The organism is Sinorhizobium terangae (genome assembly GCF_009601505.1).
GTDB lineage: Bacteria > Pseudomonadota > Alphaproteobacteria > Rhizobiales > Rhizobiaceae > Sinorhizobium > Sinorhizobium terangae.
The window spans coordinates 1-22,005 of the sequence record NZ_WITC01000131.1; the positions used below are offsets into that span (position 1 = coordinate 1).

General features: G+C 61.2%; 18 protein-coding genes. 8 read left to right on the forward strand and 10 right to left on the reverse strand.

The features are described 5' to 3' along the window. Positions 1-292 precede the first annotated feature (292 nt). The 3 genes from GHK62_RS31570 to GHK62_RS31580 form a co-directional block, all read right to left on the reverse strand. A complete protein-coding gene (locus GHK62_RS31570; protein WP_153442869.1) occupies positions 293-1,243 on the reverse strand; it encodes a substrate-binding domain-containing protein in 951 nt (316 codons plus the stop codon). Between the two features lie 65 nt (positions 1,244-1,308). Further along, positions 1,309-2,319: an ABC transporter permease gene (locus GHK62_RS31575; protein ID WP_153442871.1), complete on the reverse strand. Its 1,011-nt coding sequence runs from the start codon at positions 2,317-2,319 to the stop codon at positions 1,309-1,311. A gap of 78 nt (positions 2,320-2,397) precedes the next feature. Beyond that, entirely contained in the window at positions 2,398-3,924 is a 1,527-nt protein-coding gene (locus GHK62_RS31580; RefSeq protein WP_153442873.1) for a sugar ABC transporter ATP-binding protein, read from the reverse strand. A 258-nt stretch (positions 3,925-4,182) separates the two neighbouring features. On the opposite strand from GHK62_RS31580, the gene GHK62_RS31585 reads away from it, so the two are divergent. Next, the gene (locus GHK62_RS31585; protein ID WP_184108466.1) at positions 4,183-5,214 is read left to right on the forward strand and encodes a LacI family DNA-binding transcriptional regulator; all 1,032 of its coding nucleotides are present in this window, start codon (positions 4,183-4,185) and stop codon (positions 5,212-5,214) included. A gap of 275 nt (positions 5,215-5,489) precedes the next feature. Here the strand turns inward: GHK62_RS31585 and GHK62_RS31590 are convergent, their stop codons facing one another. From GHK62_RS31590 to GHK62_RS31610, 5 genes are all read right to left on the reverse strand, one after another. Then, entirely contained in the window at positions 5,490-7,295 is a 1,806-nt protein-coding gene (locus GHK62_RS31590; RefSeq protein ID WP_153442875.1) for a methyl-accepting chemotaxis protein, read from the reverse strand. Between the two features lie 680 nt (positions 7,296-7,975). After that, complete coding sequence (locus GHK62_RS31595; protein ID WP_153442877.1) at positions 7,976-9,001, reverse strand: ABC transporter permease; 1,026 nt, start codon at positions 8,999-9,001, stop codon at positions 7,976-7,978. A 32-nt stretch (positions 9,002-9,033) separates the two neighbouring features. After that, a complete protein-coding gene (locus GHK62_RS31600; RefSeq protein ID WP_153442879.1) occupies positions 9,034-10,575 on the reverse strand; it encodes a sugar ABC transporter ATP-binding protein in 1,542 nt (513 codons plus the stop codon). A gap of 145 nt (positions 10,576-10,720) precedes the next feature. Beyond that, positions 10,721-11,650: a sugar ABC transporter substrate-binding protein gene (locus GHK62_RS31605; protein WP_153442880.1), complete on the reverse strand. Its 930-nt coding sequence runs from the start codon at positions 11,648-11,650 to the stop codon at positions 10,721-10,723. A 237-nt stretch (positions 11,651-11,887) separates the two neighbouring features. Further along, on the reverse strand, positions 11,888-12,700 hold the full coding sequence (locus GHK62_RS31610) for a TIM barrel protein (RefSeq protein WP_153442882.1): 813 nt from the start codon (positions 12,698-12,700) through the stop codon (positions 11,888-11,890). Positions 12,701-13,205: 505 nt separating this feature from the next. Between GHK62_RS31610 and GHK62_RS31615 the strand changes: the two genes are divergently transcribed. The 5 genes from GHK62_RS31615 to petA all read left to right on the forward strand — a co-directional run bounded on the left by GHK62_RS31615 (position 13,206) and on the right by petA (position 18,181). Further along, positions 13,206-13,499: a hypothetical protein gene (locus GHK62_RS31615; protein WP_153442920.1), complete on the forward strand. Its 294-nt coding sequence runs from the start codon at positions 13,206-13,208 to the stop codon at positions 13,497-13,499. Between the two features lie 42 nt (positions 13,500-13,541). Further along, positions 13,542-13,709, forward strand: coding sequence for a hypothetical protein (locus tag GHK62_RS31620; RefSeq protein ID WP_153442883.1), 168 nt, complete (start codon positions 13,542-13,544; stop codon positions 13,707-13,709). Positions 13,710-13,735: 26 nt separating this feature from the next. Beyond that, positions 13,736-15,496, forward strand: a complete 1,761-nt coding sequence (locus GHK62_RS31625) for an adenylate/guanylate cyclase domain-containing protein (protein ID WP_167528413.1) — start codon at positions 13,736-13,738, stop codon at positions 15,494-15,496. A gap of 750 nt (positions 15,497-16,246) precedes the next feature. Then, positions 16,247-17,413, forward strand: a complete 1,167-nt coding sequence (locus tag GHK62_RS31630; RefSeq protein ID WP_153442887.1) for an aldose epimerase family protein — start codon at positions 16,247-16,249, stop codon at positions 17,411-17,413. A gap of 219 nt (positions 17,414-17,632) precedes the next feature. Continuing rightward, entirely contained in the window at positions 17,633-18,181 is a 549-nt protein-coding gene (gene petA / locus GHK62_RS31635) for a ubiquinol-cytochrome c reductase iron-sulfur subunit (RefSeq protein WP_153442890.1), read from the forward strand. 62 nt (positions 18,182-18,243) lie between these two features. On the opposite strand, the gene GHK62_RS31640 is transcribed toward petA, so the two are convergent. Together GHK62_RS31640 and amrS are read right to left on the reverse strand one after the other, a co-directional pair. Beyond that, the gene (locus GHK62_RS31640; RefSeq protein ID WP_153442893.1) at positions 18,244-18,870 is read right to left on the reverse strand and encodes a glutathione S-transferase family protein; all 627 of its coding nucleotides are present in this window, start codon (positions 18,868-18,870) and stop codon (positions 18,244-18,246) included. Positions 18,871-19,471: 601 nt separating this feature from the next. Beyond that, positions 19,472-20,548 (reverse strand): AmmeMemoRadiSam system radical SAM enzyme, encoded by a 1,077-nt coding sequence (amrS, locus tag GHK62_RS31645; protein ID WP_327791006.1) that lies wholly within the window; start codon positions 20,546-20,548, stop codon positions 19,472-19,474. 249 nt (positions 20,549-20,797) lie between these two features. Between amrS and GHK62_RS31650 the strand changes: the two genes are divergently transcribed. Together GHK62_RS31650 and GHK62_RS31655 are read left to right on the forward strand one after the other, a co-directional pair. Beyond that, positions 20,798-21,241, forward strand: a complete 444-nt coding sequence (locus GHK62_RS31650; protein WP_153442898.1) for a universal stress protein — start codon at positions 20,798-20,800, stop codon at positions 21,239-21,241. A 262-nt stretch (positions 21,242-21,503) separates the two neighbouring features. After that, positions 21,504-21,998 carry an aminoacyl-tRNA deacylase gene (locus tag GHK62_RS31655; protein ID WP_184108464.1) on the forward strand — a complete coding sequence of 165 codons (495 nt, stop codon included), beginning with the start codon at positions 21,504-21,506 and terminating at the stop codon, positions 21,996-21,998. The last annotated feature ends 7 nt before the right edge of the window (positions 21,999-22,005 follow it).

Sequence of the window (22,005 nt, forward strand, 5' to 3'; positions counted from 1 at the left end):
CCCCTCTGCCCTGCCGGGCATCTCCCCCACAAGGGGGGAGATTGGCAAGACGCGAGCTTCTCGCCCCTTCTCCTCGGCCGCGCCAGCCTTGCGCCATGGAATGGGGGTACGGCATCGGCGCCTCCTGCGAATCTCCCCCCTTGTGGGGGAGATGCCCGGCAGGGGGGGTACCGCCATCCGCCTGCGCCCGCGCTGCAATCCGATCGGATTACGCTGGGCGAGATACCCCAAAACAAAAGACCTGCCCGGCAACGCGGGCAGGTCTCGCTTAGGCTATCGCCGATGCGTCCGATCAGAACGGGGAATCGGGGAAGTAGAAGTCCTGCGCATTGTCTTTGGTGACCAGCGTTGCGTCGATCGTGTAGGTGCCGCGAACCGGAACCTGGCCGTAGAAGTTGGCCGCCGTCATTTCCAGCGCGGTGCCGACCATTGCCGGCGGGTAGAGCACGTCGACCGGGATCATCTTGTCGCCGTCCATGACCTTCTTGATCATTTCCTTCGAACCGGCGCCGGCGACGACATACTGGATGTCGGTGCGCTTGGCTTGCTCGATCGCCTGCAGCACGCCGACGGCCATGTCGTCGTCCTGGCACCAGACGACGTCGATCTGCGGGTACTTGGTCAGGTAGTCCTGCATGACCTTGAAGGCATCGTCGCGGTTCCAGTTGCCGTACTGGCGGTCGAGGATCTCGACCTTCGAGCCGGCGATGCCCTGGTCGAAGCCGTCCTGGCGCTGCTGGTCGATCGGAATCGGCAGGCCGCGAATGACGACGACCTTGGCTTCCGGCGTCGTGGCCTTGATGTATTCGCCGGCGACCTGGCCGAGCGCAGGGTTGTTACCGGCGACATAGAGGTCACGCACGCTGTTGTCGTTGACGGACGGCGCACGGTCCACGAGCGCCACGAACGTGCCCTTGCCCTTGACTTCCTTGATGGCGTTGACCAGCGGATCGGGATCGGTCGGCAGGATCACCAGCGCGTCGATGCCCTGGGTTTCGAGGTCCTGCACGGCATTGGCCTGGCTTGCCGGATCCGGCGAGGTCTTGACGATGACGTTGAGGCCCGGATGCTGCTCCATGAGCGTTTTCGCGACGCGTTCCGCATGGAACACGACACCGGCGGTCCAGCCGTGGTCGGCCGCAGGGATCGAAACGCCGATCGTGACCTTCTTTTCCTCCGCGTGGGCCACGCCCGTCAGTGCCATCATCGCGACGGCAGCAATGCCCATTAATCCCTTTCGCATGTTTTCTTTCCTCCCAATGTGTCAGGGTCTTCGCTGATGTGGCCGGATCGCAAGATCCGGCATTGTCACGATTTGCGTACCAGCGAGCGCTGGACGAGCATCGCGATGATGATGATCGCACCCTGCATCGCGCCGATCAGGTATTCGCTGATGAAGTTCGACAGGAGCATGATGTTACCGACCAATTCGAGGATGAAGGCGCCGCAGATCGTGCCCCAGACGCGGCCGGCGCCGCCCTTGAGCGCGGTGCCGCCGACGACGACGGCGGTGATGGCCTGCAGTTCCCAGAGGATGCCGGTCGTCGCCGAGGTGGAGCCGAGGCGCGGCACATAGAGCAGCACGGCAATCGCCACGCACAGGCCCTGGATCACGAAAGCGATGGTGCGCACGCGGTTGACGGCGATGCCGGAATAGCGGGCGACGTCGCTGTTGGAGCCGACGGCGACCACGTGCCTGCCGTAACGCGTGCGATAGAGGATGAAGGCGGCGACGGCGGTAACCGCGAGGATGATCGCGATCGGCACCGGCACGCCGAGAATGCTACCGAAATAGGCCGGGCGGTAGAGCTCCTGTATCTCCGGCTCGCGAAGCGTGATCGCGCCGCCCTGCGAAAGCCAGGTGGTGAGGCCGCGATAGATGCCCATCGTGCCGAGCGTTGCGATGAACGGCTCGATCCTGCCGACGGTGGTGATCAGCCCGTTGGCGAGGCCGCAGACCGCTCCTGCCGCCACCGCGAAAACGACCGCCGCCGTCAGCATCAACGTCGGATCGGCGATGACGCCGGAATTCATGAACAGGATCATCAAGCTTGCCACGAAGGCGACCATCGAGCCGACAGAGAGATCGAGGTCTCCTGCCGAGATGACGAAAGTCGCGCCGACTGCAATGATGGCGATAAACGCGCAGCGAGTGGCGACGTTGGCGAGATTGTTGAGGCCGATGAAGTTGGGGTTGACGATCGCGCCGACGATCAAAAGCAGCGCAAGTGCGGCAAACGGCGCCACAGCCCTCAGATCGACGTCCCGCCAGGTGCGGCGATGACTTGTGCTTTGGATGCTTTCCTCGTTAACGCTCATGTTCAGACCAACCTCCCGCCCCGAAGCCCGGGGGAATTCCATATTGCTGTGACTGCCTGTGGCCGGTGGAATGCACCGTCAGGCGGCAGCCATCCTCTTCAGTCCCGCTGCATAGCGCATGATCTCCTGCTCGGAGATCTCGTCCCCTTCGAGCATGCCGACGATCCGTCCCTCGCGCATCACGGCGACGCGCGTGCAAAGCCCGATCACTTCAGGCATCTCGGACGAGACGACGATGATCGAACGGCCGTCGCGCGCCAGCGCCGAGATGAAGTGATAAATCTGTTGTTTGGTGCCGACGTCGATGCCGCGCGTCGGCTCGTCGATGATGATAATCTCGGGCTCCGTCTCCATCACCTTGGCGAGCAGCAGCTTCTGCTGGTTGCCGCCAGACATGCGCCTCGCCACCACGTCGCCGTCGCGCACGCGGATGTCGAAGCGGCGGCGGGCTTTTTCGAGCGCGGCGGCCTCGCTCGTGGGATCGAGATAGCCAAGGCGGGTATGCTGGCCGAGCGACTGCAAGGTCAGGTTCGCCGTCATGCCGGAATTCAGGAGCAGGCCCTTCGCCTTGCGGTCCTTGGTCATGTAGGCAAGGCCTCGTCGGTTGGCGGCGTGCACGTCGCCCGAGGGCACGGCCTCACCACGGATCGTCACCTCTCCCGAGAGCCGCGACCTGAGGCCGGCGACCGCCTCCATCAGTTCCGTCCGTCCCGAGCCGATCATGCCCGAAAAGCCCAGGATCTCGCCCTTGCGCACCTCGAAGCTGGCATCCTTGACATAGTTGGTGGAGAGTGAGTCCACTCGCAGCACGATCTCTTCGTCGACATCCGGCTCGGACTTGGCGGGATAGAGGCTCGACATCTCGCGGCCGACCATGAGCTGGGCGATCGATTCTCCGTCGAGAATCGCGGTCGGGGCCGTTTTCACCCACTGGCCATCGCGCAGCACCGTCACGCGGTCAGTCAGTTCGAGGACTTCGTCAAGCTTATGGGACACGAAGACGAAGCTCGTGCCCTGCTCGCGCAGCTTGCGCACCTGGCGGAAGAGGAAATTGGTCTCCTCGCGGGAGAGGACGGCCGTCGGTTCGTCCATGAACACGACTCGCGCGTCGCGGCTGATCGCCTTGGCAATCTCCACCATCTGCTTTTCAGCGATCGACAGGCTGCTGATCAGCGCATTCGCGTCGACGCGACAGCCGAGGAGATCGAGAACACGGCGCGTTTCCGCGCGCATGTATTTGCGGTCGAGCACACCGAAGCGGGTGACCTCGCGGCCGAGGAACAGGCTTTCCGCAACGGTCAGATGTTCGGCGAGATTGAATTCCTGGTGGATGATGACGATGCCGAGCGCTTCGGCGGCGCCGTTCGGCGGAAGCGTCACCGGATTGCCGTCGAGCAGGATCTCGCCCGAAGATGGCTGCTCGAATCCGGAGAGGATTTTTACCAGCGTGGACTTGCCGGCGCCGTTCTCGCCCATCAGGGCATGGATCTCGCCGGCGCGAAGCTCGAAATTGACGCTGAAGAGCACCTGCACGCCGCTGAACGACTTGCTGATGCGACGTGCCTCCAGCACGACGCTCCCGGTTTCGACCGTTTCCGGATTCATCGATTCCCCCTTGCGGCTCCCATCCGCTTATGGGGTTATGTAAACCTTTACACACATCATGTAAAGGTTTACATCGTGGCATGCACAGGAATTTCCGAGATGACCTTTGACGTGGCCGGAAGTGTATGTAGTGTCCCGCCACCTACTGCGCCGCGTGTCCTGATCAGACGTGCAAAAGGCCGCTGTAGCACTTTGGATCGCTGCATGTTTTATCCTCGAATCGGCTAGGTTTTAACGAAGACGCAAGGCAGAGCGAGAGTGTCGGATTCCACCCCCGCAACCATCGAAGACGTCGCCAGGATCGCCGAGGTTTCGATCGCGACGGTATCGCGGGCAATCCACACCCCGGAGAAGGTCGCAACGTCCACGCGACTGAAGGTCAACCAGGCCATCGCCATTACCGGTTATACGACCAATGCCATGGCGCGCAGCCTGAGGCTCGGCCGGTCGAACATGATTCTGGTCGTTGCCCCGGATATCGGCGACCCCAACTTTTCCAGCATTCTCGTCGGCCTTGAAAATGAGGCGCGGTCGCATGGCTATGGCGTGCTAATCGGCCATACGCAGAACGATGCCCAGCGCGCGCTCGAATATCTGAAGTTTCTCAATTCCAATCAGGCGGCTGGCCTCATCCTCTTCACCGGCATTCTGCCTTTCGGTCACGAGACGATGACGGCGCGATTGCCGCCAAGCGTCGGCATCTTCGAGCCCGTCTTCAACGGCGGCATCCCCTATGTCGGCATCGATGACATCGAGGGTGCCCGCAAGGTGGTCGATCTCCTGATCGCCGAAGGCCATCGCAAGATCGCCTTTATCGGCGATTCCCGCACGCGGCTTGCCTATAAGAGGCGACGGGCCGGCTACGACGCGGGGCTCGACGCGGCGGGCGTGCCGGCGGAGCTTCGGCTCGTCCAGGAGGGCGACGGCACGCTCGAGAGTGGAAGGGCCGCCGTCGAACGGCTTTTCGTGCGCGACACGCTGCCCACCGCTTTCATGTGCGTCAACGACCAGACCGCGCTCGGAGTGATGATCGGGCTGAAGGCGCGCGGCTATGACATTCCGAATGATTTTTCAGTGACCGGCTTTGATGATGTGCCGCAGGCGACGTTCATGACGCCGGCGTTGACCACGATCCGCCAGCCGCGCACGCTGATCGGAAAACAGGCCATGGCACTCCTGCTTGACCTTCTCTCCGACAGGCGCCCCGCCGAGACGGAAATCCTGCTGAGGCCGGATCTGGTGGTCCGCAATTCGGTGACCGCACCGTCGCGGCGGTGGATAGGTAAATAGGGATTCGATACATCTTGATGGCCACTTCGCCCCGAAGCCGTTCCCACAAGGGGGAGGGCCGCGATGCCGTGCGCGCTCACTTCATTCTTAACCGATCTGCGACGATCAGATAAGCAGGCGCCTGCAGCAGAACCAAACCCCACACATGCCACAAGGAGAGGCTTAAGGCGTTGCGGTGGCGCCCGGGGACGGAAGCGCCTAGGCTGAACGTGGCAGGCGCGGGACGTTAGGCCCCCGCCTACTGGGAGGGGCCTTCTCAGCGCCTCTTGTTGACGTCAAGCCGCCAGCCTGCTTACGCGGCCGAGCACCTGAAAGCGGCCAGCCATGCGATTGAGGTCGTCCACCTCGTTGCTCAGCTCACGGCAGGCCGCATTGGTTTCTTCGACCATCGCCGCATTCCGTTGCGTCACTTCATCCATTTTATGGAGTGCGGCATCGATCTCGGACAATGCAGTGGACTGCTCGGTGGCGGCAGTCACAATCACGCCGATCAGGTCGGTCACCTGCTGCACATGCCCCTCGATCCCGATCAACGCCTCACCGGTCTGGTTGACAAGCTCCACGCCACCGGCGACTTCCCGTGTCGACGCCTCTATCAGCATTTTGATCTCCTTGGCGGCACTGGCGGAGCGACCGGCCAGTTCCCGCACCTCCTGGGCAACGACGGCAAAGCCTTTGCCCGCTTCGCCCGCACGCGCAGCCTCGACGCCCGCATTGAGCGCCAGGAGATTGGTTTGGAAGGCAATCTGGTCGATGACGTTGATGATCTGCTGGATCTGCCCGGAGGATCGCGCGATGCGCTCCATAGCGGCCACTGCGTCGCGCACGACCATCGCGGATTTCTCGGCGCTGTCTTTCGCCGCGACCATCACCAGGCTTGCCTCTCGCGCGCGCTCCGAGGAATTGTGTGCCGTCGCCGTGATCTCGTTGAAGGCGGAGGCAGTCTGTTCGAGCGAGGCCGCCTGCTGCTCGGTCCGTTTGGCCAGATCATCGGTCGCCCCGGCAATTTCCGACGAGCTCGTGCTGAGCTTGTCGGTCGCACTGAGGACACCGGAGATCGTTTCAGCGAGCCGTTCCACGCCCGTGTTGAACTCAGCTCTCAACGCCTCGTACGCGTCGGAGAAGTTATCTACGATGCGGACGGAAAGATCGCCGGCAGATAGGCGTGCCAGTCCGCGGGTCAAATGTTCAATGACTTGCAGCCGGTCCTTTTCCTCGATGGCTTTCCTTCGCGCGTGGGCTGCCTCTTGTTCGTCCCGCAGGCGGCGCTCCTCGTCCGTCCGCTCGCGCGCGTGGCGGCGCTCGATTGCCGCTTGCCGGAACACGGCGACAGACCTTGCGACCATGCCGATCTCATCCGGACGCTCGGCATAGGGAACTTCGCGATCGTAGTCGCCGGCGGCGAGCGTCTGCATATAGGCAGACATGGTGGCCAGAGGCTTCACCGCGCGATCGCGGAAGAACCAAAGGCCGGTGAGCAGCAGAAGGACGGACATCGCCGAACTCAGGGTGGCGGCCCAGGAAAGGCTCGCCGTGTCCGAAGCGGCACCTGCTTCCTGCTGCTTCAGGAACTTATCTGCCATCGCGACCAATTCATTGACCGCGACTTCATGGTGGTGAAAGCTTGCCTTTAGCTCGTCCATCGCCTGCGCCGCGGAAGCCGGATCGCTATTCCGGTACGGAGCGAGGAACTTTTCTTCCATCGCTGCCCAATAGGAATCGGCTCTGCCGATAACATCGTTCTCCAGCTTTGCCTTGAGCGTTTCGGGAGCAGCCGACGCTTTCCAGTAGGCGCGCCGGTCGTCATAGGCCTGTTTTAGGATTCCGATCTTCTCGAGGTTGCCTTTGGCGAGTTCGGGATTGGATACGGCCTCCATCGCCAGCATGTAGGACTCTACCGTGTACAACGGCGGCGGCAGGATGTCGGCGATCAGATCCTTTCCGTAGACCACCTGCGTATAGACCGGACCGTTTACTCTCAGCTTGTCGAAGGCGTGTGTCGTGATGCCAATGGAAATTATCAAACCTGCGGTGACGATCGCCCCGAAGATCGCCAAACCGCGCGCAATAGATAGTTTCATGCAATCTCTCCCACGGAAAACCTTGCTACGCTGGGACGCGTCATGGACTTCACGGAACCTCCTGCAGAGGCCGCAAGCGAGTAATAAGTCATGAAAAATTCCGGACAGACCGGCGCAGAACGTCCGCATCATGCATCAAGTCTTCCACTTGAGGGGATAGACTTGGCAACGTTCTCGTATAACGAGCAGAATTATATGATAATTGTTACTGCGTAATTAAGCGCTCGCGTGGCGCTGTTCTTCAGGGCCACCAGCGCGCCGCAGCGTGGTGCCGCTGCCGCCTATGCTAAGAAGACTCGCATAGGCGGGGCAGTTCGAAGGACGGAATCAGGCGCTATGCGTTAGCGGCCGCGGGGGCCGAAGAGGGAAGCTGTTTCGCGGGTCTGAACCCGAAGCATCGCGTTCCAAAGCTGAAGGAAGAAACGCGGCTGGACCTGGCTCGCAAGCTTGCGCTGCGACAACATGATAAATCTCCGATGATTTTGGACCCTGGCGGTATAGTGTATCGGCGCCGCTTTTGCCAGACCGGAATCTAAAGGGCTGCCTTGCAGTGCAAGCATATGTCGGTGGATGAACAAATCGCTCCGCTTTGGCAGTATAAGCCAAAGAAAAAAGCCGGAACGGCTTTCACCATTCCGGCCAGTCACTTCACTGGGAGGACAAGTCTTCTTTTTTGAAGCTCAGGTTTTCTTTCTGCCCTTCTGGCGATAGACGTCGACGACGACGGCGGCGACGATGATCACGCCCTTGACGATCTCCTGGTAGTAGGCGTCGACCCTGAGGAAGGTGAAACCGGACGTCATGACGCCGAGAATCACGGTGCCGATGACGGTCCCGGTGATGCGACCGACACCGCCGGTCAACGACGTGCCGCCAATGACGGTCGCGGCAATGGCGTCGAGTTCATACATCACGCCCATGCCGGCCTGTGCCGTCTGGGCGCGCGCCGCGGTGACGACGCCTGCAAGGCCCGCCAGCATGCCGGCGATGGCGTAGACCTTGATCAGATGCGCCTCGACATTGATGCCGGAAACGCGCGCGGCCTGTACGTTCGCGCCGATCGCATAGGTGAACTTGCCGTAGCGGGTGTAGCGCAGCGCGATGTGGAAGATCAGCGCGACGACGAGGAAGACGATGACCGGCCAAATGCCCGTGCCAATGAAGTTGAACTGGTCGGTGAGACCGGAGACCGGCTGGCCCTTGGTGTACCACTTGGAGACGCCGCGCGCCGAGACCATCATGCCGAGCGTGGCGATGAAGGGCGGGATCTTGGTCTTGGCGATGAGCTGCCCGTTGATATAGCCGGCCACAAGGCCGATGCCGACACCGAGGCCGATCGGCACGATTGCCGGAAGGTCGGTGAGCGATGGATAAAGTGCCCGTGGCCAGGTGGATGCCTGCGCGACGCTCGCCGAGATCATCGCGGTCATGCCAACGACCGATCCCGATGAGAGGTCAATGCCGCCTGTAATGATCACCTGCGTTACGCCGACGGCGATGATGCCGATCACCGAGACCTGCAGGATCATGATCGTCAGTCGCTGGGAGTTCATCAGGAAGCTCTGGCCGACAAACATCCAGCCTAGAATTTCGTAGACGAGGGCGATCCCAAGCAACACCAGGAAGATGTTGAATTCGGGCGGCAGGCGCCGCCTTGACCCCACAAGGGTCGTGCTCGTGCCATGTGCGGCGACATTGGTATCCATTTTCTGTCCTCCCTGCGGTCGGCATCGCGCGCTCAACGCGCGGCAAGTTCCATGACCTTGATCTGGGTCGCTTCGGCTCGGTCGAGGAAGCCGGTGACGCGGCCCTCGTGCATCACCATGATCCGGTCGCTCATGCCGAGCACCTCGGGCATTTCCGACGAGATCATGATGACGGCGACGCCGTTGCGGGCGAGTTCGGTGACAAGACGGTGGATTTCCGCCTTGGCGCCGACATCGATGCCGCGTGTCGGCTCGTCCAGGATGAGAATGCGTGGATTGGTGAGCAGCCAGCGGCCGATCAGCACCTTCTGCTGGTTGCCGCCCGACAGGTTTTCGATGCGCTCCTCAAGGTTCGGCGTCTTGACGCGCAGCTTGCGGCTCATCTCCTCGCAGGCGGCGGTGATCGCCTTCTCGCTGACGAAGCCGCGCTTGACGAACTTGTCCTGCAGCACGGCGATCTGCATGTTCTCGAGTATGTCGAGGATGAGCAGGCAGCCGGTGTCCTTGCGATCCTCCGTCAGGAACGCCATGCGGTGGCGGATCGCCGTGTTGGGGTTGTCGATCACCACCTCTTTGCCGTCGATCGCGATCGTACCCGAACTTGCCGGTGTGACGCCGAAGAGCGTCTCGGCGACGTTCGAGCGGCCGGAGCCGACGAGTCCGGCGACGCCGAGGATTTCACCGGCGCGCACATCGAAGGAAACGTCGCGGAACACGCCATCAAGCGTGAGGTTCTTGACCGACAGCACGACGTCGCCGATCGGCACCTCCTCCTTCGGGAACATCTGGGTGATCTCGCGACCGACCATCATGCGGATGATGTCGTCGCGGGTGACGTTGCTCGACGCGTGCGTGCCGATATATTTGCCGTCGCGGAACACCGAGAATTCGTCGGCAATCTCGAAGAGCTCGTTCATCTTGTGGGTGATGTAAACGATGCCGATGCCTTGCGATCTGAGGTCCCGGATGATCTCGAAGAGGTGCGCAACCTCGCGCTCGGTCAGCGCCGATGTCGGCTCGTCCATGATCAAGACGTCGGATTCGTAGGAAACCGCCTTGGCTATTTCAACCATCTGACGGTTGGCGACGGAGAGGTGACGGACTTCGATCTCCGGGTCGAGGTTGATCTTCAGCCGCTCGAATAGCTTGGCGGTCATGCGGCGCATTTCGCCGTGATCGACGAAGCCGAACCGGTTCTTTGGTTCGCGTCGGATCCAGATGTTTTCCGCGACGGTCATGAAGGGCATCAGGTTCAGCTCCTGATGGATCATGGCGATGCCGTTTTCGAGCGCGTCGAGGGGCGACTGCAGACGGATGTCGACGCCCTTGAGCTTCACCTCGCCCTTGTCCGGCTGATAGATGCCGGCGAGAATCTTCATCAGGGTGGATTTGCCGGCACCGTTCTCGCCCATGAGCGCATGGACAGTACCGCGCTTCAGCTTGAACTCGACGTCGTCGAGCGCCACGACGCCCGGGAATTCCTTGCGCACGCCTTCCGCGGAAAGAAGATATTCCGCATTCGGTATGGCGCCACTCGCACGCACGGCTGCCATGGTTGTGGGACTGAGCGTCATTCTCGTAGCCTCCCCAGTGTCCGGCTCTGGCCGAAAGTCCCGCGGCGGGCGTATACGCCTTCTTGTTGAACCCTATCGTCAGGGCTTCGTGCGGGCACTGATTTCAGGAGGGAGCGCGGTGTTCGCCGCGCCCCCAAGCGAACGGTCAGTTCTTCGCCTGGTACTTGTCCAGGTTTTCCTTCGTCACGAGTTCGAAGGGGATGTAGACCTTCTTTTCGACCGGCTCGCCCTTGGCGAGTTTCAGCGCGGCGTCGACAGAGCCCTGGCCCTGGCCAGCGGCGTTCTGGAATACCGTCACGTCGAGGTCGCCGGCCGCCATGGCGGCGAGCGCATCCTGGGTGGCATCGACGCCGCCGATGACGACCGAGTCCATCGAACGGCCGGCAGCCTTCAGTGCCTGGATGGCGCCGATCGCCATTTCGTCGTTGTTCGAAATGACTGCATCGAACTCGAGGCCGGCGGAGAGCCAGTTGGTGACGAGGTCGGCGCCCTGGGTGCGCGACCAGTTGGCCGTCTGCTCTTCAACGATCTCGATGCCCTTGCACTGTTCGGTCGCAAGCACGTCATGCACGTCCTTCGTGCGCATGCGGGCGGCCTGGTTGGAAAGCTCGCCCATCATGACGACAGCCTTGCCCTTGCCGCCGAGCAACTTGCAGATCTCCTGGGTTTCCAGCGTGCCGGATTCCTGTTCGTTCGAGGCAACGAAGGCCTGCTTTTCCGGCAGGGTGTCGACGTTGACGGGTTCGCGGTTGACATAGACTAGCGGAACACCGGCATCGGCCGCGATCTTCGACATGGCGGCGGTCGCGTCGGTATCGACCGGGTTGACGATGATGGCGTCGACGCCGGCGGCGATGAAGTTCTGGATCTGGCTCTGCTGCTTCGCGACGTCGTTCTGCGCGTCTTCGATCTGCAGTTCGACGCCATTGAGCGTCTTGGCGTAATCGGACATGCCGTTGCGCAGAACCGTCAGGAAGTTGTCGTCGAACAGCGCCATCGACACACCGATTGTCTCGGCATGCGCAGCCGTCGACATCATGACGGCCATGGCGGCGCCCAGCACAAATTTCTTCATTTCTCTCTCCTCCACATTCGGTGCCCGGCGACACCTTCTCCAGCCGGAAGCGCGACCTTTCGCAAGATCGCGCCCATCTCGAACCGAAAGCCGTACTCCCGCTGCTCTTTCGGTCAAAACGGAATAAACGAACCACTAAATTGCCATTACGGAATATGTATTCCATTTTATCCGGACGCCGTCAAGCCTGTCCTGCGGCGCCCGAGCCATTTTCGGTGTTCTCCTGCGAGTGGATGATCAGGCCTTGGCTTGCAGATAGGCCATGCTTTCCTGAAGGGCCTTTGCTGGATCGGCGAGGTCGTGGACCGACGGCGCAAAGGGTTCGAAGGAAAACGGGCCCTTGTATCCCTGACCTTTAAGGCGGCGGATCTGTCCTGCATTGTCCAATCGGTCCTCCGCATCGACGAGAATGCGATGCGGATCGCGCATGTCGGCGACCGTAACCGCTTTGTCGCTAACGCCGGAAATATGCACGAGCCCGGTCATATCCGGGAAGAAAGCGTCCTCGCCAGCAAGATGATGGTGGAAGGTGTCGTGGACGAGACGGAACGTCGCTTCGCCGCCGACCTCCCGGATCGCCTCGACAGATTCGGTCTTGGAGCGCAGCGAGCAGATCTCGAAGCCGAGCGGCTCGACGAGGCCAGCAATGCCCGCCGCTTCCAGCAACGGCCTCAAGGCTTTCAGCGCGGTCCTGAGATTTGCCTGGCGCTCACCGCCCTTCTGCCCGCTGCCGTCATTGACCGGCACCAGCACCAGCGCCTTGGCACCGCAGTCGCGCGCATAGGAAATAAGCGCGCGCGCTTCCGCCTCACGCTCTTCGTTCCATTCGTTGAAGCGCTGCAGGGCGTTGATCGAGATGATCGTCAGTCCGTGCTTTTCGGCAAGCGCCTTCACTGCATCCGGGCCGGTGCCGTCGAGGATCGCGTTGCCGGAAAGATCGTTTCGAATTTCGACCGCCGACACTCCAAGCGACTTTGCGAGCGCGAAGAATGCATCAAGCGGCAGGGCGGGCGCGGCCATGTGATTGAGGGCGAAGGGAAGGGCGATCATTGGGCGTGTCCTCCAGGAATGTTTGGAATGGCTTTCGTTTGATCGGAACATTTGTTCCATTTTAAGTCCTGGAGCCACATTCATCACTTGGAGGGCGTCAGTCAAAGCGATAGGCGCGCACCCGTCTTGCATTTCTGCAAGATTGCATTTTGCTAATGAGGGAATCCTGTCATCCGGGGGCATCGCTGTGGGAGGCATTAGCTAGCCGCGGATCAAGTCTGCGGCGTCGGGGTGACCGCCAAGCAAAATGAATCTGGGAGCCGGCGTGAAATCGTTTGGACTGGCGCTGACACCGCCCAAATTGCCGCCGCGCACTTCCGATAATCCAGGCATGAGCGAGTGACGCCTGCGGGGTAGAGAACTAAATTGCAGATACTCGAGGTAAGTGGCCGAACTGCAGCTCTCCCACCCGTTGCGGTCAATCCGGATATCGCCCAATGCACGCTACCGCTCGGCGGCTGGCGCGGTTATCATCGGCGTCCTGGATTTCACCACGGTGCCGAGAATGGATTTGCAGACTTTTAGAGATTCGATTGCGCAGCCAGAGCCGCCCGCCGGTTCAAGCTCCGCCCTGCAGGCGCTGTGGTGGGATGCGAAGGGCAACTGGAAAAAGGCGCACGAGCGCGTGCAGGAGCACGACGATACGGCGGATATGCGTGTGCATGCCTACCTCCATCGCAAGGAAGGCGATCAATCGAACGCAGAATATTGGTATCGCCGCTGCGGCGTCGTGCCGCCAATCTTAACGTTTGATGAGGAATGGGAAGAGTTAGCGCAGGGACTTTTGGAGCAAGACTGAGTTCTGCTCGCGCATGCTCTGGTTTCGGCGCACTGACGCTGGTTGTCGACCAAGGCCAGCCTCAAGCCAAATGGACATGGCAGCAATACGCCAGTAAAATTTGGACAATGGATGCTGGAGCAATTCCAGGAAAAGAGTGTAACGGTTTTCCGCCCGGATTTGCGTAATTTCAAAGAGTTAGATCAGTTCGATGTTTCGATGAAACAGTGAAATGATCTAGGAAGGCGCCATTGCATATGGCCAACGAATCCATCAGACGCCGGCTTGCCGCCATTTTGGCCGCTGACGTGGTCGGTTACAGCCGGCTCATGGAACGGGACGAAAAAAGCACCCACACGCTGCTCATGGAGCGCTGGAAAGAGGTGCTGGAGCCGCTCGTCGCAACTCATCAGGGCCGCGTCTTCAAGAGGATGGGCGACGGTGTGCTTGTCGAGTTCAGCAGCGCCGTCAACGCTGTCGAATGCGCCGCAGCCCTTCAGCAAGCCATGGCGGCTGCTAACAGAGACATGCCGGAAGACCGGGCTATCGTTCTCCGCGTCGGTGTTAACCTGGGCGACATCATGGTCGAGGGCAGCGATCTCTACGGCGATGGGGTCAATGTGGCTGCCCGTCTCGAGACGCTTGCCAAGCCCGGCGGCGTGGCGATTTCGGACGGCGTCCACGAGTATGTGCATGGCCGCGTCGGCCTCGATTTCGTCGACAGCGGCTATCACGAGGTCAAGAACATCGAGCGGCCGGTGCATGTCTGGAGCTGGTCGCCGAACGGCGCCGGCGATGCCGACAGCTCAGTCGTGGAAGCCCAACCGCGGCTTCCAGCGAAGCCTTCGATAGCCGTACTGCCGTTCGACAACATGTCCGGCGACCCGGAGCAGGGCTATTTCGCCGACGGCATCACCGAGGATATCATCACCGATCTTTCCAAGGTTTCCGGCCTCTTCGTCATCGCCCGCAATTCCTCTTTCGCGTACAAGGGCAAGGCGCCGGACATTCGCAAGGTTAGCCGGGAACTCGGCGTCCGCTACATACTGGAAGGCAGCGTGCGCCGGGCCGCCGACCGCATCCGCATCAACGCCCAGATGATCGACGGCACGACGGGCGGCCATCTCTGGGCCGAGCGTTATGATCGCTGTATCGAGGACATATTCGCGGTTCAGGACGAGGTCACCCGCACCATCGTCAGCGCGCTCAAGGTGAAGCTGACGGCCGGGGAAGAGGAGCGGCGCGAGCACCGCGGCAAGGTGGATCCGGAAGCCTACGACCTGCTCGTCCGCTCGCGCCAGACCATGCTGCAACTCAGCGCCGTATCGTCAAGGGAAGCGCGCGCCATGCTGGAGCGCGTCATCGAGATCGATCCGGGGCTGGCGGCCGCCTATGCCCGGCTGTCGATCATCGCCTTTGCCGAATACGTCAACCGGTGGAACGGCGCGACGCCGGAAAATCTGGGACGGGCGCTGCAACTGGCGCACAAGGCCATCGACGTGGACGATACTGAGCCGCAGGCCCATGTCTCGCTGGCGCTCGTGCTTGCCTGGATGCGGCGCCTAGACGAGGCGGAAGCCCCGGCGGAGCGGGCCGTCGCGCTCGACCCCAATTTGGCCGATGCCTATACCGGGCTTGGCAACATAAGGGAATTCCAAGGTCGGTACGAAGATGCCGTGGCGCTCTACACGCGGGCCCGCCGGCTCGACCCGCAATTCGATCTGTCTCTGCATTTCCTGGGGAGGGCGCTATTGAGCCTCGGGCGCTTTGACGAGGCCGAGATCGCCTTCAAGCGTCGGCTGACCCTGGCGCCGCGATCGGACATGACGCGCTTTTATCTCGCCTGTCTCTATGGTCGAGTCGGGCGCCACGAAGAAGCGCGGCGCTATTGGCGTGAGGTGTTGGAGGTTAATTCGAACTTTTCTATCGATCACCTTAAGCGGGCTCTACCTTACCGTGACCCCGATCTGTTCGACAGGCTGGTGGGCGGTCTCCGCGAGGCAGGAGTCTCCATCTAAATACGAATGGGATAGACTGCGTCCTCAGCGGAGAAGTAAAGTCCGGTTATGGCCTCAGAAGGGGGCCATGCATCAATTAGCGTCTTGAGCGTTCGGGAACGAACGCGATTGCGAAACATCATACTCAGTTGCGCCGCCTTCAACGCACCGCAGAGAAACCCAAACATTACTGGATAAAGCAGGAGTGGATGATCGGCAGCCGTCAGAGCGGACGGAGGAACGCGAGAAGACAGCCTTTGAAGCGCAGAAACGATGGCTGGGTTCGTTCGGCAGTGACCTCGATACGGAGTTCGGGCTCGATCCCTTCACAGTGTTGGTCCGCACAAACTGCCTGTACTAATACTCAAGCTTCTGCAGCCCCAGTGGCGATCTCGCGGGTGATGAGCGGGCATTGAAAGTGGGGCCCGGAGCGGTCACGATCCGACCTTGAGCGGTCGCGGTGGCCCGAAAAGGGACGTTCCGTTTTGCCTCCGGAGCCGATGCGGCACGTGAGAATCCTAAGGTTCCGACTCGGATGGCCTTGCGACACTGACCGAGCAGCAAGGCGAAGTCGGGAATCAGCAGATACGCGATCTGCGATTTCATCCACCGACGACAATTTTGATCACGCAATGAAAGCTGATGCAACCGAAGGTACCAGGCACACGCTTTTCAAGCCCCGGTGCTCTTGTGCAACCTCCACCAGGACGCGCTTACCTCGACAGCCCGATGAGATTAGAATTGGTTTTTGAGCGGATCGAGGGAGAAACCATGACATATGTCGATCCAAACATATCGCGTACGTGGCATAGAGCAGTGCTCGGCGCGGCCGTGCTCGGCATGGCGGTGCTGACGGGGACAAGCGCCGGGGCCTGGTCTGTAGACAAGACCCCGTTCGGAAAAACGCAGGACGGTAAAGCCGTCGATCTCTACACGCTTACCAACGACAAGGGTGCGTCCGTCAAGTTCATTGCCTATGGCGGCATCATCACGGCAATCAACGTCCCCGACCGCTGGAACAAGCTCGACAACGTCGTGCTCGGCTTCAAGGAACTCGCCGACTACGAAGCCAAGAACCCCTATTTCGGCGCCTTGATCGGACGCTACGGCAACCGCATCGGCGGCGCGAAGTTCTCGCTCGATGGCACCCAGTACCAGCTCGCCGCCAATAACGGGCCGAATAGCCTGCATGGCGGCAACAAAGGCTTCGACAAGGCCGTCTGGGCGGTCGAGCCGCTGACAAGCGTGAGCGGGGCCGCAGCGCGGCTCAGCTATACGAGCAAGGATGGCGAGGAAGGCTATCCCGGCGCGCTCAAGGTCCAGGTAGTCTATACCCTCACCAACGACAACGAGCTGCGCATCGACTACGAGGCGACGACGGACAAACCGACCGTGGTCAATCTTACGAGTCACTCCTACTTCAATCTCGCCGGCGACGGCACGGGCGGGATCGGCGATCACATCCTCACGATCAACGCCGATCGCTACACGCCGGTCGATGCGACCTTGATTCCGACCGGGGACCTCGCCTCCGTGACCGGAACGCCGTTCGACTTCCGCCAGGGAATGCCAATCGGCGCACGCATCCGCTCGAACGACCCACAGATGGTCTATGGCCGCGGATACGATCACAACTACGTGCTGAACCGATCGGGTAGTGGGCTCTCGCTCGCCGCGCGTGTCTACGAGCCGCGCTCTGGCCGGATCATGGAGATCTCGACCACTGAGCCCGGCGTCCAGTTCTACAGCGGCAACTTTCTCGATTCGACGCTTGTTGGCCCGACCGGTCAGCAATACCGCCAGACCGACGGCTTCTGCCTCGAGACCCAGCATTTCCCGGATTCTCCAAACAAGTCGTCCTTTCCTACGACAGTGCTGAAACCTGGCGAAACGCTGAAGTCGACAACGGTACATAAGTTCTCTACCGACGCGTCCTAGCTGGAGGAGGTGCGTGCTTTCTTAGCGGCCAATTCAATGAGCCGGACAGCGGCTTTGTAGGACTCAGTTGCCGTTCCCATCGCTTTGGGCGTGGACGTATGATGGCTGGGCAAAAGCTTCGTTCGAAAGATCGTCGTCGTCACCACGCTCCGGTAGGGGCATAGCGATCCATGGTCTTTCGCGCGGCAAGGAGGCGCGATTCCCGTGGCGAGAGATGAAATGGCCGAGCCGACCAAGCGCGATTTTCTCTATCTGGTGACGGCCATGGCCGGGGTGGTGGGAGTTGGGGCAGCCTCTTGGCCATTCGTCGATGCAATGCGTCCCGACGCCTCAACACTTGCCCTGGCCTCCATCGAGGTGGACGTGTCCTCGCTCGCGGAGGGCATGTCAATGACCGTCAAGTGGCGCGGCCGCCCCGTTTTCATCCGCAATCGGACCGGCAAGGAGGTTGAAGCCGCAAACGCGACGGCCCTTGAGGAACTCAAGGACCCCGTGGCGCGAAACGCGAACCTTGACGACGACCAGCCGGCGAGAGACGTGGCGCGCTCGGCCGGTCAGGGAAGGGAGAACTGGATCGTGATGATCGGGGTCTGCACGCATTTGGGCTGCGTGCCCCTGGGGCAGGCGGGTGATTTTGGTGGCTGGTTCTGTCCCTGTCACGGATCGCACTACGATACCGCCGGCCGCATCCGCAAGGGACCCGCGCCGGAAAATCTGCCAATTCCTCACTTCAAATTCGTGTCCGATACAGTTGTACGGATTGGATAGGCCTCTGGCTGCTCAATATAACCTAGTCGACGTCGGATGCGGCTGTCCATCAGCGCAGATTTCTAATTCTGCAGGCTTGCCATGGCTTCGGCGATTCGCTGGGGTGCCTTGGGACGAGCATACATCCGCTCAAGGTATGCTTTGAGATTTGGAAAGTCGGCAATCAGTCCGTTTTCATTGCCCCAGTCCAGGACATAGGCGGTGACGCAATCGGCGATGGTTAGGTTATCGCCGACGATGAACCCACGCTCGTCCATGTGCTGTTCAAGCACCGCTGCCATCGCCAGGAATTCTTCCCTGGCGAGGGCAATGTCTTCCGGCAGACGCTTGTCTTCGGGATACAGAAATGTGTGCTTGGCTATCCGCCAAAGCGGCTGTTCGAGCTCGGTAACCGCAAACAGAGACCATCGATATGCCTGCGCCCGCTCCTTTAGGTCCGTGGGCATGAGCCCTTTGGCGCCGTACTTCTCCGCCAAGTACATGACGATCGCGGCAGATTCCGTGAGCACGAAGTCACCGTCAACCAGCACCGGAAGTTTGCCGGCAGGATTGAGACGAAGGAAGTCGGGATGACGGGTTTCGCCGGCCAGAATGTTGACGGGCACAAATTCGAATTCCGCATCAAGCTCCTGAAGGGCCCAAAGTGCGCGAAGCGAGCGCGTTGGACCTAATCCATACAGTGTCATCATCTTGGTTACCTCCTGCTTTTCTCCCATTATCGCTTTCAAAGGACGTTGGACGAAACACCGAGCCGACAGAGATTCGCGAAAAAATCGGCGAACGGGGTGCTCGGGCCGCCGTTGAGCCACCCACGCCGCCCAGTGGAGTCGAATGAGAGCAGACTCGCCGGCTCTGTCGCGACGTGGACTCAGGCCGGCGACCCTTCTCCAGGACGGTCAGGTCCGGATCGTGCCGGTCCCAGTCGAGCGTGCCGTGAGTGATCAGGGTTGGGCGAACCGCGCCGGCGCGTCGCCTGCGTGATGTAGCGGCTGCGGGGGGTGCACGCCGCGGCGCTCTGCCATTGCCTGGCGACTGCCTGCGCCGCCGTCGCGTTGCTCAGCAGCGGCCAAACAGACAGCAGCGTGAGGAACGGGTATCTTTCGGGTAATGGTATATTAAGCCTCCCCGCCGCTGCCCGAAAGGGGACGGGACGAAGGCGGCCTATGGAAAACCATCCGCCGCCTGAAAGGTTACGGCGACCACAGACGCTGACTTTAGAAATCTCGGCTGGAAATCGCCGTTTTCTCCTTTGACAAGGCCTTCAGCCGTCTCGCACAGCCGGCTGGCTGGTCAACCCGGTGCCGTCATCGGCGCGATACGCACCGGCCGGCGATACGCACCCCAGTCACTGGGATGCGGCTCGAACACGCCCGGGCAAGGCGTGCCGCAGCTTTGGCAGCGGCCCTCGGCGTCGAGAGCCCAAGATAGCAAGCGGTACCAGTCGCGGGCGATCAGGCATGCGCCACAGGTATGGCACCAGGTGCTGCCGCCGACGTCATCGTGCACGTTACCGCAGTAGACGTAACGCAGCCCGTTTTGGAGGCCGATCCGGCGCGCCCGTGTCAGCGTTTCGGGCGTGGTGGCCGGCTTGTCCATCATCTTCCAGTCGGGATGGAAGGCCGTGAAGTGAAGCGGCACATCCGGGCCAAGTTTTTCCATGATCCATCGCGTCAGCGCCTCGATCTCAGCCTCGGAATCGTTTTCGCCGGGTATGAGCAGCGTCGTGATCTCGAACCAGACGGAGGTCTCGCGCTTGAGATAAACAAGCGTGTCGAGCACCGGCTGGAGATGGCCGCTGCAGACGCGTTGGTAAAAGCGCTCGGTGAAGGCCTTGAGATCGACATTGGCCGCATCCATGTGGCGGTAGAATTCGGCGCGTGGTTCGGAGCAGACATAGCCGGCCGTAACCGCAACGCTTTTGATCCCCCGCTCGCGGCAGGCATCGGCCACGTCGATGGCGTATTCATGGAAAATCACAGGGTCGTTGTAGGTGAAGGCAACGCTGCGGCAGCCGAGATCCGCCGCCGCCCGGGCGATCGCCGCGGGGGAAGCGGCGTCGGCAAGTGTGTCGATCGCGCGGGACTTGCTGATGTCCCAATTCTGGCAGAACCGGCAGGCGAGATTGCAGCCGGCTGTGCCGAACGACAGGACGGCAGTGCCCGGCAGAAAATGGTTGAGCGGCTTTTTCTCGATCGGATCCACGCAGAAGCCGCTGGAGCGGCCGTAGGTCGTCAGTACCATCCGGTCGCCCTGGCGAGCGCGGACAAAGCAGAGCCCCCGTTGCCCTTCATGCAACTTGCAAAATCGCGGACAGAGGTCGCACTGGATGCGCCCGTCGGCAAGCGCGTGCCAATAGCGGCCTGGCACAGTCGACGCGTCCCGCGGCTGCAATTCCTGGCAGATAGCGGTTGTGGCGTTGGGGACCAAAGACATGCTCGCATGATAGACCTGACGAACGCCAGCGGAAACCCGTGCGTTACGATGATCTGCCTTCGCACGTTCTGCCGAGTTTTGCTTGCATTTAGCGAAAATCAGTAAATGCTAAATTACAGATATGCGTCAACGCGTGCAGGGCGACGCGGCTAGCCTGAAGCCGATTTGATTGAGAGGCTTTCAATGTTCCGCAACATTCTCATCCCCACCGACGGCTCGTCTCTTGCCACCGTGGCCGTGGATGCGGCAGTCGCCTTTGCCAAGGAGGTCGGCGCGAATATCACCGTGTTCACGGTGATGGAGCCCTTCCATCTCTTCACGTCCAGTTCCTACCAGTTGGGCAGTACACGGGAAGAATACGAGGCGCTTTCCCGTGAGCACGCGGCGCAGACGCTTGCCGCAGCCCAAGCCCAGGCCGAGCGCGCGGGTGTTGCCTGCGCCACCGACCAGGTTCGCAGCCACGAAGTCTTTCGCGCGATCATCCAGAAAGCGGAGGACATCGGCGCCGACCTCATTGTCATGGCTTCGCACGGGCGCAGCGGCGTGGGCGCCCTAATTGTCGGCAGCGTGACCGCCAAGGTGCTGACGCATTCGACGATTCCGGTGCTCGTCTACCGGAAGAAATAGGACGGGCGGTTTGACCGAAAACCAACGAAGCCCGCTTTGCTACAAGCGAACAGTTTCGAGACCCTGGCGGTGGGCAGCAGCTCGCGGCTGGCGCACTCAGCGGCAACGCCATGGGCGCGTCTGCGCATCGCCCGAACCTTCGCCGCAATTGAACAGGTGGAACGCGAGAGCCGGCGAACGTGTTATATTGGATGGTTGAGCATCGTGAGACGCAAGCGCGGAGCCTCACGATCGAGGGTCTCGCCCCGGGGAGGGTGGGATTGTGACCATTGCTTTGACACTCCAGTCATATCTCGATCGCAAGGGCGCCGAGTACGATCTGGTCGAGCACAGGCCGACCAGATCGGCGATGTTTACCGCGCATGCCTGCCACATCGCGGCCCGCTGCGTGGCCAAAGGCGTCGTGCTGCGCAGACGCGACGGCTATCTTCTGGCCATTCTGCCTGCCTCCCGCCATGTGCGGCTCAGGAAACTCAAATTGGCACTTGCCGAGGACCTAACGCTTGCCACGAAGCATGAGCTCGACCAGTTGATCGCGGATTGCGCACACGGCGCTGTTCCCCCGATCGGCGAGTGTTACGAGCTGGACGTCGTCATCGATGACAGCGTCTGCGGCCAACCGGAGGTTTATTTCGAGGGCGGCGATCACGCCACACTCGTCCATATGAGCCAGGTCCAGTTCGCGCGGCTCACGCGGGAGGCGCTTCATGCGAGTTTCAGCGCGCGAAACCGGGGGCCCACGCGCTCGGTGAGGTGACCGAGTG

What these genes read in the sequence shown, in the direction of transcription:
- GHK62_RS31570 (WP_153442869.1), bottom strand. Translation starts at nt 1,243, where the DNA reads ATGCGAAAGGGATTAATGGGCATTGCTGCCGTCGCGATGATGGCACTG.
- GHK62_RS31575 (WP_153442871.1), bottom strand. Translation starts at nt 2,319, where the DNA reads ATGAGCGTTAACGAGGAAAGCATCCAAAGCACAAGTCATCGCCGCACC.
- GHK62_RS31580 (WP_153442873.1), bottom strand. Translation starts at nt 3,924, where the DNA reads ATGAATCCGGAAACGGTCGAAACCGGGAGCGTCGTGCTGGAGGCACGT.
- GHK62_RS31590 (WP_153442875.1), bottom strand. Translation starts at nt 7,295, where the DNA reads ATGAAACTATCTATTGCGCGCGGTTTGGCGATCTTCGGGGCGATCGTC.
- GHK62_RS31595 (WP_153442877.1), bottom strand. Translation starts at nt 9,001, where the DNA reads ATGGATACCAATGTCGCCGCACATGGCACGAGCACGACCCTTGTGGGG.
- GHK62_RS31600 (WP_153442879.1), bottom strand. Translation starts at nt 10,575, where the DNA reads ATGACGCTCAGTCCCACAACCATGGCAGCCGTGCGTGCGAGTGGCGCC.
- GHK62_RS31605 (WP_153442880.1), bottom strand. Translation starts at nt 11,650, where the DNA reads ATGAAGAAATTTGTGCTGGGCGCCGCCATGGCCGTCATGATGTCGACG.
- GHK62_RS31610 (WP_153442882.1), bottom strand. Translation starts at nt 12,700, where the DNA reads ATGATCGCCCTTCCCTTCGCCCTCAATCACATGGCCGCGCCCGCCCTG.
- GHK62_RS31615 (WP_153442920.1), top strand. Translation starts at nt 13,206, where the DNA reads ATGGATTTGCAGACTTTTAGAGATTCGATTGCGCAGCCAGAGCCGCCC.
- GHK62_RS31625 (WP_167528413.1), top strand. Translation starts at nt 13,736, where the DNA reads ATGGCCAACGAATCCATCAGACGCCGGCTTGCCGCCATTTTGGCCGCT.
- GHK62_RS31630 (WP_153442887.1), top strand. Translation starts at nt 16,247, where the DNA reads ATGACATATGTCGATCCAAACATATCGCGTACGTGGCATAGAGCAGTG.
- petA (WP_153442890.1), top strand. Translation starts at nt 17,633, where the DNA reads ATGGCCGAGCCGACCAAGCGCGATTTTCTCTATCTGGTGACGGCCATG.
- GHK62_RS31640 (WP_153442893.1), bottom strand. Translation starts at nt 18,870, where the DNA reads ATGATGACACTGTATGGATTAGGTCCAACGCGCTCGCTTCGCGCACTT.
- GHK62_RS31650 (WP_153442898.1), top strand. Translation starts at nt 20,798, where the DNA reads ATGTTCCGCAACATTCTCATCCCCACCGACGGCTCGTCTCTTGCCACC.